Source organism: Streptomyces sp. NPDC048481, assembly GCF_043200075.1.
Taxonomy (GTDB): domain Bacteria; phylum Actinomycetota; class Actinomycetes; order Streptomycetales; family Streptomycetaceae; genus Streptomyces.
In genome coordinates, this window is the sequence record NZ_JBICXC010000003.1 from 37,101 (window position 1) to 51,227 (window position 14,127).

At 74.5% G+C, this 14,127-nt stretch carries 14 protein-coding genes; 3 read left to right on the plus strand and 11 right to left on the minus strand.

The window, feature by feature from the left end:
* From ACGFSH_RS10815 to ACGFSH_RS10850, 8 genes are all read right to left on the minus strand, one after another.
* Positions 1 to 492: a BlaI/MecI/CopY family transcriptional regulator gene (locus ACGFSH_RS10815; protein ID WP_393347061.1), complete on the minus strand. Its 492-nt coding sequence runs from the start codon at positions 490 to 492 to the stop codon at positions 1 to 3.
* Between the two features lie 170 nt (positions 493 to 662).
* Positions 663 to 842, minus strand: a complete 180-nt coding sequence (locus ACGFSH_RS10820) for a hypothetical protein (protein ID WP_329412366.1) — start codon at positions 840 to 842, stop codon at positions 663 to 665.
* 53 nt (positions 843 to 895) lie between these two features.
* A complete protein-coding gene (locus ACGFSH_RS10825; protein WP_393348080.1) occupies positions 896 to 1,609 on the minus strand; it encodes a hypothetical protein in 714 nt (237 codons plus the stop codon).
* 293 nt (positions 1,610 to 1,902) lie between these two features.
* The gene (locus ACGFSH_RS10830) at positions 1,903 to 2,700 is read right to left on the minus strand and encodes a type III pantothenate kinase (RefSeq protein WP_329412365.1); all 798 of its coding nucleotides are present in this window, start codon (positions 2,698 to 2,700) and stop codon (positions 1,903 to 1,905) included.
* 15 nt (positions 2,701 to 2,715) lie between these two features.
* Positions 2,716 to 3,717 carry a carboxylating nicotinate-nucleotide diphosphorylase gene (gene nadC / locus ACGFSH_RS10835; protein WP_393347063.1) on the minus strand — a complete coding sequence of 334 codons (1,002 nt, stop codon included), beginning with the start codon at positions 3,715 to 3,717 and terminating at the stop codon, positions 2,716 to 2,718.
* 5 nt (positions 3,718 to 3,722) lie between these two features.
* Complete coding sequence (locus tag ACGFSH_RS10840) at positions 3,723 to 5,438, minus strand: L-aspartate oxidase (protein ID WP_393347064.1); 1,716 nt, start codon at positions 5,436 to 5,438, stop codon at positions 3,723 to 3,725.
* Entirely contained in the window at positions 5,435 to 6,427 is a 993-nt protein-coding gene (gene panC / locus ACGFSH_RS10845; protein ID WP_393347066.1) for a pantoate--beta-alanine ligase, read from the minus strand. The genes ACGFSH_RS10840 and panC overlap by 4 nt, the downstream gene beginning before the upstream one ends.
* On the minus strand, positions 6,424 to 7,452 hold the full coding sequence (locus ACGFSH_RS10850; protein WP_393347068.1) for a Rossmann-like and DUF2520 domain-containing protein: 1,029 nt from the start codon (positions 7,450 to 7,452) through the stop codon (positions 6,424 to 6,426). Before ACGFSH_RS10850 ends, panC begins: the two co-directional genes overlap by 4 nt.
* A gap of 202 nt (positions 7,453 to 7,654) precedes the next feature.
* On the opposite strand from ACGFSH_RS10850, the gene ACGFSH_RS10855 reads away from it, so the two are divergent.
* A complete protein-coding gene (locus ACGFSH_RS10855; RefSeq protein WP_393347070.1) occupies positions 7,655 to 8,836 on the plus strand; it encodes a threonine aldolase family protein in 1,182 nt (393 codons plus the stop codon).
* A gap of 164 nt (positions 8,837 to 9,000) precedes the next feature.
* Positions 9,001 to 10,104, plus strand: a complete 1,104-nt coding sequence (locus ACGFSH_RS10860; RefSeq protein ID WP_393347072.1) for a DUF5937 family protein — start codon at positions 9,001 to 9,003, stop codon at positions 10,102 to 10,104.
* 21 nt (positions 10,105 to 10,125) lie between these two features.
* On the opposite strand, the gene ACGFSH_RS10865 is transcribed toward ACGFSH_RS10860, so the two are convergent.
* From ACGFSH_RS10865 to ACGFSH_RS10875, 3 genes are all read right to left on the minus strand, one after another.
* Positions 10,126 to 10,758 carry an AAA family ATPase gene (locus ACGFSH_RS10865; protein ID WP_393347073.1) on the minus strand — a complete coding sequence of 211 codons (633 nt, stop codon included), beginning with the start codon at positions 10,756 to 10,758 and terminating at the stop codon, positions 10,126 to 10,128.
* A gap of 50 nt (positions 10,759 to 10,808) precedes the next feature.
* Positions 10,809 to 11,477, minus strand: a complete 669-nt coding sequence (locus ACGFSH_RS10870; protein ID WP_393347075.1) for a response regulator — start codon at positions 11,475 to 11,477, stop codon at positions 10,809 to 10,811.
* 99 nt (positions 11,478 to 11,576) lie between these two features.
* Positions 11,577 to 12,779, minus strand: coding sequence for a sensor histidine kinase (locus tag ACGFSH_RS10875; protein WP_393347077.1), 1,203 nt, complete (start codon positions 12,777 to 12,779; stop codon positions 11,577 to 11,579).
* A gap of 183 nt (positions 12,780 to 12,962) precedes the next feature.
* On the opposite strand from ACGFSH_RS10875, the gene ACGFSH_RS10880 reads away from it, so the two are divergent.
* Entirely contained in the window at positions 12,963 to 14,093 is a 1,131-nt protein-coding gene (locus tag ACGFSH_RS10880; protein WP_393348082.1) for an SAM-dependent methyltransferase, read from the plus strand.
* The last annotated feature ends 34 nt before the right edge of the window (positions 14,094 to 14,127 follow it).

The window sequence follows — 14,127 nt, forward strand, 5'->3', positions numbered from 1 at the left end:
CTATCGCCCGCCGCACTCCGATGCCGAGGCGGGGTTCTCCCCGGCGCCACCGGTACTCGCCCCACTCCCCCCGTTCTCTGCAGTCGGGGAGCTTGCGGGTTCCGCGCGTTCGGGTGCCGCGCGTTCTGGTTCGGCGGGTTCGGGTTCGCGTACGGGTTCGGCGGTTTCCGGCCCCTGGACGATGCGCACGGCGTCGCGCAGCGCTCCGCGCTGTTCCTCGCTCATCATCCCGAAGAAGGCGACGAGAGCGGCTGCGGGGTTGTCGCTCTGGGACCAGGCGTCGTTCATCAGGGCGGCGGCGTAGGCGGCGCGGGTGGAGACCGCCTCATATCGATAGGCCCGGCCTTCCGCTTCACGGCGAACCCAGCCCTTCTGATGGAGATTGTCCAAAACGGTCATCACCGTGGTGTACGCGATGGACCGTTCCTGCTGAAGGTCTTCCAGGACTTCTCGAACGGTCACCGGGCGGTTCCACTTCCACACCCGCGTCATGACCGAGTCTTCGAGTTCTCCCAATGGGCGAGGCACAGCTCAGAACAATAGTGGGAGATCCCGTCAATCGCGTGCCGGACGTGCACCTTCACCATCAAACGCGAACAAAAAGGGCGTGCGGCTCCGAATGGAGACGCACGCCCTGAAGGGCTGTCGGGTGCGGCGGGCCGTCAGGCCTCGGGGCCGGCGGAGGCCTGGCGCGCGCCCTCCGCGCGCGCGAGCGCGGCGTCGACCACCGCGTCCTCCTTGGCCTTGTTGGCGCCGCCCTGGGTCTTCACGATCACCCTGATCAGACCGACGAAGAACACGGCCATGACGACGGGGGGCACGAGCGCGGAGACGTAGTCCATGGATCCAGAGTAGCCAGACGGGAGCCGGATCTTCGGGCGGGGTTGCGGCCCGGTCAGCCGACGGCCAGCCGGTGCTGCCGCGCGTCGGCGGGCGGCGGGGCCGGTTTGCGCCGCGGGAAGACCTCGCCGGGAGTGGGGACGGGCCGGCGGGCCGGCTCGGAGCCGGGCTTGACCGGTACCGGTCCCGGACCCGGCGCGGGGGCGGCCGGCTTCTCGGCGGGTTCCTTCCGGGGCGCGGGCTTCTTCCCCGGCTCCCCGGCCGCCGCTCCCTCGGCCCCGGCGACGGCCGGGGCGAGGGCGGGGCGGCGTGCCGCGGAAAGGCCCCCGGGAAGGGCCTGGAGGTGCGTACGGGACGCCGGGACGGTGGGGACGGCCGATGCGGCCCGGCGGGCCGCCCGGCTCGCCAGACGGGCGCGTACGTCCTGCTCGGCGAGAGCCTGGCAGCGGTCCAGGAGGGCCGCTGCCGTGGGATTGCCGCGCAGGGCGCGCAGCGCGGCTAGGTCGTCCGGCTCGGGGAGGTGGCCGGTGGCCAGCACCTCCTCCAGAAGGGTGAGGTAGCCGGCGGCGGTGCCGGGGAGGGCTGCGCGGTACCGGCCGAGGTCGGCCACCAGGAAGGCCCGCAGCCGGGCGGCCTCGCCCATCGCCTCGTCGAGCGACTCGGCGAGGCGATGGCAGTCCTGGACGTCCTCGGCGGTGACGGGGCCGGGGTGGAGGGCGATGGCGAGGGCGCGGCGGAGCACACGCAGCTCCTCCGCGCCGAACGCCAGGCCGCCGCGGGATCCGTATGGCGTGGGCATGCGGCGACGATACGCGCTAATCAGACAAATGAGACATGGAGATCGGACGCGGCGCGCCAGGATCCGCCCTGGTGGCCCACCGCTCACCCCCCGATGGCCCACCGGCCGTCACGCGCCGCCACCCGCCGCCCTGCGTGGGAGCGGCCGGGACCTCGCTCCGGGTCCGGGCCCGGCTGCCCGAGGCGGAGCGCCGGATCCGGCCGCCCGGCGGCGCGGGCCGGCGCCGTCGTCCGCGTCTCCCGCGCGTGGGGGACGCGGACGGCTCACATGCGCGAGACGTTGCGTTCGTACACCAGGCGCAGGCCGATCAGGGTCAGCCACGGCTCGTGTTCGTCGATCACCGAGGACTCGCCGAGCACCATCGGCGCCAGCCCGCCCGTCGCGATCACCGTGACCTCGTCCGGGTCGTCCGCCAGCTCGCGGGCCATCCGGGTCACCACGCCGTCGACCTGGCCGGCGAACCCGTAGACGATCCCGGACTGCATGGCCTCGACGGTGTTCTTGCCGATCACGCTGCGCGGGCGGGCCACCTCGATCTTGCGCAGCTGCGCGGCCTTCACGCCGAGCGCCTCCACGGAGATCTCGATGCCGGGGGCGATGACGCCGCCGACGTACTCCCCGCGCGCGCTGACCGCGTCGAACGTGGTGGCCGTCCCGAAGTCGACGACGATCGCCGGGCCGCCGTAGAGCTCGTTGGCCGCGACGGCGTTGATGATGCGGTCGGCGCCGACCTCCTTGGGGTTGTCGAACAGGATCGGCACGCCCGTCTTCACGCCGGGTTCGACGAGCACGGCGGGCACGTCGCCGTAGTACCGGCGCGTCACCTCGCGCAGTTCGTGCAGCACCGAGGGCACGGTCGCGCAGATCGCGATCCCGTCGATGCCGTCGCCCAGCTCGTCCCCGAGGAGCGGGTGCATGCCCATCAGGCCCTGGAGGAGCACGGCGAGTTCGTCCGCGGTGCGGCGCGAGTCGGTGGAGATGCGCCAGTGCTCGACGATGTCCTCACCGTCGAACAGGCCGAGCACGGTGTGCGTGTTGCCCACGTCGATCGTCAGCAGCATGGCCGGTTCCCGTTCCTACTCAGCCGCTCGCAGATCCAGACCGATGTCCAGGATCGGCGAGGAGTGCGTCAGCGCCCCGACGGCGAGGAAGTCCACGCCGGTGTCGGCGTACGCCTTGGCGTTGTCCAGGGTCAGCCGGCCCGACGCCTCCAGCAGGGCCCGCCCGCCGACGATGCCCACGGCCTCCTCGCACTCACCGGGGGTGAAGTTGTCCAGGAGGATCAGGTCGGCGCCGGCGTCGAGCACCTCGCGCAGCTGGTGCAGGGTGTCGACCTCGACCTCGATCGGCACGTCCGGGAACGCCTCCCGGACGGCCTCGAAGGCCTGCGCGACGCCGCCCGCGGCGACCACGTGGTTGTCCTTGACCAGGGCCGCGTCGGACAGCGACATCCGGTGGTTGACGCCGCCGCCGCAGCGGACGGCGAACTTCTCCAGCGAGCGCAGGCCGGGCGTCGTCTTGCGGGTGTCCCGCACGCGCGCGCGGGTGCCTTCCAGGACGTCGGCCCACGCGCGCGTGGCGGTGGCGATGCCGGACAGGCGGCACAGCAGGTTGAGCGCGCTGCGTTCGGCGGTGAGGAGGTCACGCGTGCGCGTGGTGACCGACAGCAGCGGCTGCCCGGCCTCCACGCGGTCGCCGTCCTCGACGTGCCGCTCGACCTCGAACTCCTCCGTGCAGACGACCGAGACGACGGCCTCGGCGATCCTCAGGCCCGCGACCACGCCGGCCTCGCGCGCGGTGAAGTCGGCGGTGGCGACCGCGTCCTCGGGGATGGTCGCGACGGTCGTCACGTCGACGCCGTGGGCCAGGTCCTCGCCGATCGCGACGTTGGCGATGTCCTCCACCTCGACCGGGTCGAGCCCGGCCTCGGACAGGAGCCGGGCGAGCGCGGGATCGAGCCCGCACTCCAGGTGGGCGGCGTGTCCTTCTTCGGTGAGTTCGGCGTCCGTGTCGGCGCCGCAGGCACAGGCGTCGCCGCAGCCGCCGCTCCGGGCGAGGGGAAGGTCGGGGGTGCTCACGTCTGTCACTGCTCCTGGTGGTGCTGCCGGGTCGGGGGGAAGTCTGCGGTATCGGTGGTGTGCACGGCGAGCGTGCGGTCCGGATTCAGTCGCACGACGATGTGGCGGCGCCAGTTCGCGTCGTCGCGCTCGGCGTGGTCCTCGCGCCAGTGGCAGCCGCGGGTCTCCTCGCGCTGCCGGGCGGCGGCGACCAGCACGCGCGCGACGCACAGGAGGTTGGTGGCCTCCCAGGTGTCTACCCCGGGCTCGGCCGTCTTGCCGTTCTCGTCCAGGGCGTCGCGGGCCTCGGAGTGCAGTCGCTGCAACTGGTCGGCGGCCTTCTCCAGGGACCCGGCGGAGCGCAGGACGCCGGCCCCGTCGGTCATCACGCGCTGGATGGCGAAGCGGGCCTCGGGGGCGAGCAGCGGGTGCGCCGGACGCGCGGGGTGCTCGACGGGCGCGGGCACCCGCGCGCGCAGCGCGTCGCCGGCCCGGCTCGCGGCGATGTCGGCCACGATGCGCTCCGCGTAGACGAGGCCCTCCAGGAGGGAGTTCGACGCGAGGCGGTTCGCGCCGTGCACACCGGTGCAGGCGACCTCCCCGCACGCGTACAGCCCGGGCACGGTGGTGCGGCCGTGGGAGTCGGTGCGCACGCCCCCGGACGCGTAGTGGGCGGCCGGGGCGACCGGGACGGGCTCGGTGACCGGGTCGATGCCGTGGGCGCGGCAGGCGGCCAGGATCGTCGGGAAGCGGTGCTCCCACATGGCCGCGCCGAAGTGCCGGGCGTCCAGGAACATGTGCTCGGCGTCCTGCTCCTGCATGCGCCGCATGATGCCCTTGGCGACGATGTCCCGCGGGGCGAGTTCGGCGAGCTCGTGCTGCCCGACCATGAAGCGCACGCCGTCCGCGTCGACCAGGTGGGCGCCTTCGCCGCGCACCGCCTCGGAGACGAGGGGCTGCTGGCCCTCCGCGTCCGCGCCGAGGAACAGCACCGTCGGGTGGAACTGGACGAACTCCAGGTCGGAGACCTCCGCGCCGGCCCGCAGCGCGAGCGCCACGCCGTCGCCGGTGGACACCGACGGGTTGGTGGTGGCGGAGAACACCTGGCCCATGCCGCCGGTCGCGAGGACGACCGCGGGGGCGTGCACGGCCCCCACGCCGTCGTGCTGGCCCTCGCCCATGACGTGCAGGGTCACGCCCGCGGTGCGGCCGTCGGCGTCCGTGAGGAGGTCCAGGACGAGCGCGTTCTCGACGGTGCGCATGCCCCGCGCGCGGACCGCCTCGACGAGCGCGCGGGAGATCTCCGCGCCGGTCGCGTCACCGCCCGCGTGCGCGATGCGACGACGGTGATGACCGCCCTCGCGGGTCAGCTCCAGGCCGCCTTCCTCGGACTCGTCGAAGTGCGCGCCGGTCGCGATCAGCCGGCGCACCGCGTCGGGGCCCTCGGTGACCAGGATCCGCACGGCCTCCTCGTCGCACAGACCCACGCCCGCCACGAGGGTGTCGTCCAGGTGCTGTTCGGGCGTGTCGCCCTCGCCCAGGGCCGCGGCTATGCCGCCCTGCGCCCAGCGCGTGGAGCCGTCGTCGAGGCGGGCCTTGGTGACGACGACCGTCGTCAGGCCGGCGGCCTCGCAGCGCAGGGCGGCGGTCAGGCCGGCCACGCCGGAGCCGACGACCACGACGTCCGCGTCGATGTTCCACCCGGGCGCGGGCGCGTGCAGTCGTATGCCTGTGCTGGTCACGAGGCGGCTCCGAAGGTGAGGGGGAGGTTGTCGATCAGCCGGGTCGCGCCGACCCGGGCGGCGACGGCGAGGACGGCCTCGCCGGTGAAGCCGTCCTCGATCTCGGTGAAGTCGGACGGGTCGACGAGCGCGAGGTAGTCCAGTTCGAGCCGTGGGACGAGGCGGGCGGCCTCGTCGAGGACCGCGCGGGCGGCCGCGCGGACGCCCGCCGGGTCGCCGGGGGCGGCCTTGGCGACGGCGTGCGCGTCGGCGGCGGCGCGCGACTCCCCGAGGGCGCTGAGGGCCTCGGCGCGCGCGTGGGTGGCGGGCACCTCCCGCGCGCGGGCCCGCAGCGCCTCCTGCGCGGCGTGCCGGTCGCGGCCCGCGAAGAGCGCCTGGGACAGCGCGAGCGCGGTGCGCCGTTCCGCGGCGGACAGATAGCGGTTGCGGCTGGACAGGGCGAGCCCGTCCTCCTCGCGCACGGTGGGCACCGCGACGATCTCCACGCCGAAGTCGAGATCCCGCACCATGCGGCGGATCAGGGCGAGCTGCTGGGCGTCCTTCTGCCCGAACAGCGCCGTGTCGGGGCGGGTGAGGTGCAGCAGCTTCGCGACGACCGTCAGCATGCCGTCGAAGTGCCCGGGGCGGGAGCGGCCTTCCAGGCGCTCGCCCATCGGGCCCGCGGTGATGCGGACCTGGGGCTCGCCGCCGGGGTAGACCTCGTCCGCGGAAGGGGCGAACACGACGTCCGCGCCCGCCAGTTCGGCGACCTTGAGGTCGGCGTCGAGGGTGCGGGGGTAGCGGTCGAGGTCCTCGCCCTGGCCGAACTGCAGCGGGTTGACGAAGACCGTGACGACGACCTCGCCGTCCGGCCCGGCCAGTTCGCGGGCGGTGCGCACGAGGGTGGCGTGTCCTTCGTGCAGGGCGCCCATCGTCATCACGACGGCCCGGCGGCCGTCACGCGCGCGTGCGCGGAGTTCGCCGGCGGTGCGCAGCAGGGCGGTGGTCATCCCGCTTCTCCTTCGGTGCCGTCATTGCCGTCGACGCCGTCGACGCCGTCCGTGCCGTCGATACCGGTTGTGCCGGTTGTGCCGGTTGTGCCTGACGCGCCGGGCGGCCGGGGGGCCGGGTGGGCCTCGTCGGCGAGCACCCCGAGGAGGTCCTCGGCCAGTTCGGGCTTGAGCAGCCCGTGGGCGAGCGCGCGGTCGGCGGTCGCGCGGGCCATCGCCAGGTAGCCCGCGACGGTCTGCGGGGCGTGCGCGCGCAGTTCGGCGACGTGGGCGGCGACCGTGCCGGCGTCCCCGCGCGCGACGGGGCCGGTGAGCGCGCCGTCGCCGGAGCGCAGGGCGTTGTCCAGGGCGGCGCCGAGGAGCGGGCCGAGCATCCGGTCGGGAGCCTCGACGCCGGCCGCGCGCAGCAGTTCCATGGACTGGGCGACCAGGGTGACCAGGTGGTTGGCGCCCAGGGCGAGAGCGGCGTGGTAGAGCGGCCGGCTCTCCTCGGCGATCCACTCCGGCTCGCCGCCCATCTCGATCACGAGCGCCTCGGCGGCCAGCCGCAGCTCCTCGGGCGCGGTGACGCCGAAGGAGCAGCCTGCCAGCCGCTGGACGTCCACGGGGGTGCCCGTGAACGTCATCGCCGGGTGCAGGGCCAGCGGCAGGGCGCCCGCGCGCAGGGCGGGGTCGAGGACCTTCGCGCCGAAGCGCCCGGAGGTGTGCGCGAGGAGCTGGCCTGGCCGTACCGCCCCGGTGTCGGCGAGGCCCTCCACGAGTCCCGGCAGGGCGTCGTCGGGGACGGTGAGCAGCACCAGGTCCGCCCGCTGGAGGACCTCGGCGGGCGGCACCAGGGGCACGTCGGGCAGCAGGAGCGCCGCTCGCCGCCTGGAGGCGTCCGAGACGCCCGAGACGGCGACGGGCCGGTGCCCGGCGAGTTGCAGCGACGCGGCCAGGGCGGGCCCGACCCGGCCCGCGCCGACGACGCCGACGGCGAGCCGCGCGGGGCGGTCCCTGGGGTCTGGCTGTTGGGGTGTACTCACTCGACGGCGGCCTTCCGTTCCAGTCCGCTCCGGGTACCGGACGATTTCTCGTCATGTTAACGCGATCTGTTCCGGCGGGCCCCGGTCGTCCACAGGCTGTGGGTTTTCCCACCCGTCGCGCCCGCCCTCCGCGCCGGGGCCGAGCGGCGGGACGGCACACGCGTGTGCGCGTGCGGCCCCGGCGCACGGCATCATCCGGGGCATGACGTACACCGCGGAGCACAGCGAGGAACAGCCGGCACGGCAGAGCCTGCGGGAGCGGCGGGCGCTCGCGCACCGGAAGGCGGAGCGCGTGCTGTCGCGCGCCGGGTTCCAGAGCACGCTGCGGGACCGGCTCGCGGTGCTCCAGGAGGCCGCCCCCCAGGTCCACGACCTCGACGAACCCGCGGACGTCTACGGGGACGGGGTCGTGGAGGCGCTGGAGGGGCGGGTCGCCGGGCTGCTGGGGACGGAGGCCGCCGCGTTCTTCCCCACCGGCACGATGGCCCAGCAGGTCGCCCTGCGCTGCTGGGCCGGCCGCACCGGCGACCCGACCGTCGCGCTGCACGCCCTGAGCCACCCCGAGGTGTGGGAGCGGGGCGCTTTCGGCGCCGTGAGCGGCCTGCGCACGGTGCGGGTGACGCGCGAGCCCAGGCTGCCCACGGCCGAGGAGATACGCGCCTTCGACGAGCCGTTCGGCGCGCTCATGCTGGAGCTGCCTCTCCGGGACGCCGGGTTCGTTCTCCCCACGTGGCAGGAGCTGACCGACGTCGTGGAGGCGGCACGCGAGCGCGACGCGGTGGTGCACTTCGACGGCGCACGCCTGTGGGAGACCACCCAGCACTTCGGCCGCGCCCTGTCGGAGATCGCGGACCTCGCGGACAGCGTCTACGTGTCGTTCTACAAGTCCCTCGACGGCTTCGGCGGCGCCGCCCTCGCCGGCCCGAAGACCCTGGTGGCGGAGGCGAAGGCCTGGCGGCACCGTTACGGCGGCACCGTCTTCCAGCAGTTCCCCACCGTGCTGTCGGCGCTCGTCGGCCTGGACCGCGAGCTGCCCCGGCTGCCGGAGTACGTGACGCACGCGCGTGTGGTCGCCGCCGCCCTGCGCGAGGGCTTCGCCGGGGCGGACGTCCCGTGGGCGCGCGTGCACCCCGAGGCCCCGCACACGCACCAGTTCCAGGTCTGGCTGCCGTACGAGGCGGACGTGGCGGACGAGGCGGCCGTGGCGCAGGCGGAGGAGACGGGCACGATGCTGTTCGCCGGGGCCTGGAACCGCGGCGGGCCGGGACTGTCCTTCACCGAGGTCACGGTGCGCGCCGCCGGCCTGAGCTGGACGGCGGACGACGTGAGGGCGGCGGCCGCGGACTTCGCGGCCCGGGCGGCCCGGGCGGCCGGCGTCCGGTAGGCCCCGCCGGCGAACGAGGCCGGGCCGAGTGGGAGGCGGCACGGTCCTCTTCGGGCACGGCGGCCACCACGGGCGCGGCACTCCGGGCACGCCCCGCCGTCGCCGGTCGACGGCGGCCCCCGAGCGGCGACGGCGTTGTCGGTGGTGAGGTGCACCATGGGGGCATGAGTCTGAGCATCGACATCGCGGGGCTGCGGCCGGAGAGGGTCGCCGTCGTGCCCTCGCCCCTGGCCGAGCTCGGCATGGCGTTGCACGCGCTGGCCGAGCCGGGCCACCATCCCGGCCTTCAGGGCTGGGTCACCTCCGTCACCGCCCGGCTCGACTCGCACCTGGCCGACCGGATGTGCGAGGCCGACTTCCTGTGGCGGACGACGTTCTCGGACCTCTTCCTGCCCTACGCGGGCATCCCCGGGGGCACGCTCCCCAAAGCCTCGCTCGCCGAGGAACTCGACCTGCTGGACAAGCTGACGGACGAACAGTTCGTCGACTCCGCGCTGGAGTTCACCTGCGCTCCCGGATACGACCTGCCGGGCCCGGCCCTGCTCGCCCACCCCGAGCTGTGCCGCCGTGCGCTCGACCTGGCCGCCACGCGCGGGCCTCGGCAGGTGCGGTTCACCCGGCGGCTCCTCGCCGACCCCCCACGCGTGCGTGGCTGGCTGCGGGAGTTCCTGGAGGACTGCGACGAGGCGTTCTTCGCCGACGTCTGGGCGCGGGTGCGCCTCCCGCTGGCCGCCGACGCCCGCCACAAGACGGACCTCCTGCGCCACAAGGGGCTGGCGGAGACGCTCGCCTCGGTGTCGTCGGCCGTCTCCCTCGACGAGAGCGGCACGCGGATCACCGTCGACAAGCTGGTCTCCGGCCGCACCTCCACCGGCGAGGGCGGTCTCCTGCTCGTGCCCACGAGCCTGGGCTGGCCGCACCTCATGGTGCTGCACCGGTACGGCTGGCAGCCCGTGCTGCACTACCCCGTGGGCTCGCCCGAGCTGGCCTCGCCCCCTTCGGTGGAGCAGCTGACCCTGCGGATGACGGCGCTGTCCCACCCCGTCCGGATGCGGATCTGCCGGCTGCTGGCCCGCAGCGCGTACACCACGACGGAGCTGGCCCAGGTGCACGGCAGGAGCGCGCCCGAGATATCCCGGCACCTGACCGTCCTGAAGAAGGCGGGCCTGGTGACCACGCGCAGACGCGGCCGGTACGTGCTGCACCAGCTCGACGTGACGGTGGTGGCCCGCCTGGGCAGCGACTTCCTGGAAGGCATCCTCCGCTGAGGCCCGACCGCCTCGCCGGGGTCAGTCGAACCGGATGTGCCGCACGCCCACCCCGGCCTGGCGCAGCCGTGTCCGCAGCGGGCCCTCCGTGTTGGGGCTGAGCGTCAGCCCGGCCAGGACAGCGATGCGGTCGGCGGTCCTCGGCACGCTCGTGTGATCCGTCCACAGATGCTCGGCGAACTCCGGCTCGCGCAGCCGCTCCAGGCAGTGGTCGAGCCGTTGGACGGCCCAGGTCTCCCGGCGCAGCCCCGCGTTCCTGCCCAGGGCGAACCCGAGGAGGTGCCCGGGGCCGCGCTCGCGCAGCCTCCTGAGGACCGTCTCCCGTTCGGCGAGCAGGGTGAAGTGGCGCACGTCGTGGCCGAGTCCGCGCAGGCGGCCGACGGTCTCGTCGAAGTACCGGGGATCGGTGACGGTCATGGGGGCGATGACCACGCCGTCGTGCGCGCGCAGGGCGAGGTCGAGGACCTCGACGACGCCCTGCCGCCACGCCGCCAGATCCTGGAAGTCCCCGCGCAGGCCGGGCGGCAGCATCCGGCGCAGCCCGAACCCGGCGTGCTCGGGATCGCAGACGACGCTGCCCGGCAGCCGGCGCCGTATCTCGTGCGCGGTCTGTGTCTTGCCGCCCCCGAAGGGGCCGTTGATCCACAGGAGCATGCGCAGACCCTAGTGGCCGCCGCTCCCGCGCACGGCCCGTTCCCGGCGGTTCACAGGCCGCCCGCGCGGACGAGTCCCGTCTCGTACGCCAGGACCACGACCTGGACCCGGTCGCGCAGCCCCAGCTTCGTCAGGATGCGGCCCACATGGGTCTTCACGGTGGCCTCGGACAGCACCAGACGGGCCGCGATCTCCCCGTTGGACAGCCCCTGGGCGACGAGCACCATGACCTCGCGCTCGCGCTCCGTCAGCCGCTCCAGCTCCTTGTGCCGGGGCTCCCCGCCGGTGCTCGGCAGCATCGGCGCGAACCGGTCCAGCAGACGGCGGGTGGTGGACGGGGCGACCACCGCGTCGCCGCTGTGCACGGAACGGATCGCGGTCAGGAGCTCGCCCGGCGGCACGTCCTTGAGCATGAATCCGGAGGCGCCCGCCTTCAGCCCGGAGAACGCGTACTCGTCCAGGTCGAAGGTGGTCAGGATCAGCACCTTGGGCGCGTCGGGCTCCGCGCAGATGCGCCGGGTCGCCTCCACGCCGTCCAGCTTCGGCATGCGGACGTCCATCAGCACGACGTCCACCGGCGTGGAGCGCACCACCTGCAAGGCCTCGACGCCGTCGCCCGCCTCGGCCACGACCTCCATGTCCGGCTGGGCGGCGAGCACCATCCGGAACCCGGTGCGCAGCAGCACCTGGTCGTCGACGAGCATCACGCGGATCGCCATCGAGTCCTCTTCCGTTCGCTTCTGGTTCTTCTGGCTCTTCTGGTCATCTGGTCTGTTTCGCGGGGCGTGACAGGTGTCAACCAGGGGCGCGCGTGGGCGTCAATGCGCCGGTTTGAGCGGCAGCAGGGCGCTGATGCGGAATCCTCCGCCGGGCCGCGGCCCCGCGTCCAGGGTGCCGCCCACCATGCCGACCCGCTCGCGCATGCCGATCAGACCGTGGCCCGCGCCGTCGGCGCCGCCCTCCTCGTACAGCTCGTGCGGGGCGCCCTTGCCGTCGTCCTCCACGAGCAGCCCCAGACCGTCGTCGAAGTAGACCAGACGTACGCTCGCGCCGGCGTTCGGTCCGCCGTGCTTGCGGGTGTTCGTCAGCGCCTCCTGCACGATGCGGTACGCCGTCAGCTCGACGCCGCTGGGCAGCGGCCGCGCGGTGCCCTCGACCTTGAAGTCCACCGGCAGGCCCGAACCGCGGCACTGCTCGACGAGGTCCTCGATCTGCTCGACGTCCGGCTGCGGCACGTACTCGCCGCTCTCCTGGTGCTCACCGGTGCGCAGCACGCCCAGCAGGCGCCGCATCTCGGCCAGCGCCTGGCGGCCGGTGGAGGAGATCGTCTCCAGCGCCTTGCGCGCCTGGTCGGGCGCGGCGTCGAGGACGTAGGCGGCGCCGTCCGCCTGCACCACCATCACCGACACGTTGTGCGCGACGACGTCGTGCAGCTCGCGCGCGATCCGGGCGCGTTCGGCGGCCACCGCGACCTTCGACTGCGCCTCGCGCTCCTTCTCCAGGCGTGCCGCGCGCTCCTCCAGCTGGGCGAAGTAGGCGCGACGGGTGCGGATGGAGTCGCCGAGCACCCAGGCCAGGGCGAACGGCACCGTCTGGAACACGATGACCGCCACCTGGCCCGGCACGCTCGCGTTCTCGTGCGGCCAGCGCAGCTGCGCCAGCGTCGCCGCGCTCAGCGCCATGACCAGGGCCAGGCGGGAGGCCCAGCGGGCGCCCGTCGCCGCGACCGTGTAGACGATCACCAGCAGCGCGAAGTCCGCCGCCGTGACGCCGACGTTCAGCACCAGCTGCGCCGTCCCGAGCCCGGCGGCGAGCACGAGCATCTGCTCGGGCATGCGCCGGCGCAACGCGATGACCAGGCACAGCAGGAAGACCACGGGCATCAGCAGCGCCATGGAGTCGGTGCCGCCCCGGTCCTGCCCGGCGGTTCCGGCAGCGGCGGAGATCCCGAACAGGACGAGGGCCCAGAAGCCGTCGACCCTGGTCGGGTGTCTGCGAAGGAAGTCATAGAGGCGCTGCACGTAACCCAGCGTAGGGAAGCCCGATGCGTGCAGGGGTCAACCGGAGGGCCGATCCGGTCCGCGCGGGCGTACTCCGCAAGGTGGATGCCGTGATCACCTGTACGCCTACATTGAACGAGTGGTGAACGACGGGCGGTGGACGAGGTGACCGGCACGGGCCGCTGGCGCGGCTGGCGGGCGGCCATGCAGGACGCCCTGTACGGCCCGGACGCACAGCCCGACGCACAGTCCGGCGCGCAGGCGCGGGCCGGGGCGGGAGCGCAGGGCAGTCCGGACACGCCGCACGATCGCGGCGCTCACGCGCGGGGCGGCTTCTACCGGCGGCCCGAGGGGCCGGCGGGGCACTTCCGCACGTCCGTGCACGCCTCGCCGCTCTTCGCCGAGGCCGTGGCCCGGCTGCTCTGCCGGGTCGACGAGGCGCTGGGCCGGCCCGCGTCGCTCGACTTCGTCGACATGGCCGCCGGCCGGGGCGAGCTGGCCGAGGGCGTGCTGGCGGCAATGCCCGCCGGCGTCGCCGCCCGCACACGCGTGTGCGCGGTCGAGATCGCCGGCCGACCCGAGGGCCTGGCTCCCCGGATCGCGTGGCGGTCCGAGCCGCCCCGGGAGATCACCGGGCTGCTCTTCGCCAACGAGTGGCTGGACAACGTCCCGCTCGACGTCGCGGAGGTCGATTCCGCGGGCGTGCCGCGTCTGGTGCTCGTCCGCGACGACGGCGCGGAGCGGCTCGGGGAGCCGGTCTCCGGCGCGCAGGCCCGGTGGCTCGCGCGATGGTGGCCGCTGCCGGGCGAGGAAGGGCTGCGGGCGGAGATCGGGCTGCCGCGGGACACGGCGTGGGCGTCCGCGGTGGCGTGCGTCGCCCGCGGGCTCGCGGTGGCCGTGGACTACGCGCACCGCGCCGACGCCCGCCCGCCCTTCGGGACGCTCACCGCGTTCCGGGAGGGCCGCGAGACGACGCCCGTCCCGGACGGTTCCTGCGACCTGACCGCCCACGTCGCCCTGGACGCGTGCGCGGCGGCTGCCACGGGGACGGCGCAGGCGGCGGCCAGGACGGAGGCGGCCCGGTCCGTCGCCTCCCGCGCGCGGGTGCTCGCCCAGCGCGACGCGCTGCGCGCCCTGGGCGTCTCCGGGGCGCGGCCCCCGCTCACGCTCGCCGCCACGGATCCCTCGGGGTACGTGCGCGCCCTGGCGGGCGCCACCGAGGCCTGCGAGCTGACCGCCAGGGGCGGACTGGGCGACTTCGGCTGGCTGCTCCAGCCGGTGGGGATCGCGGATCCGCTCGACACCGGACACGACCGGGAGCCCACCGCCGGCTGACCCCCGCCGACGGGCCGACGGCAATCGCCCGGCC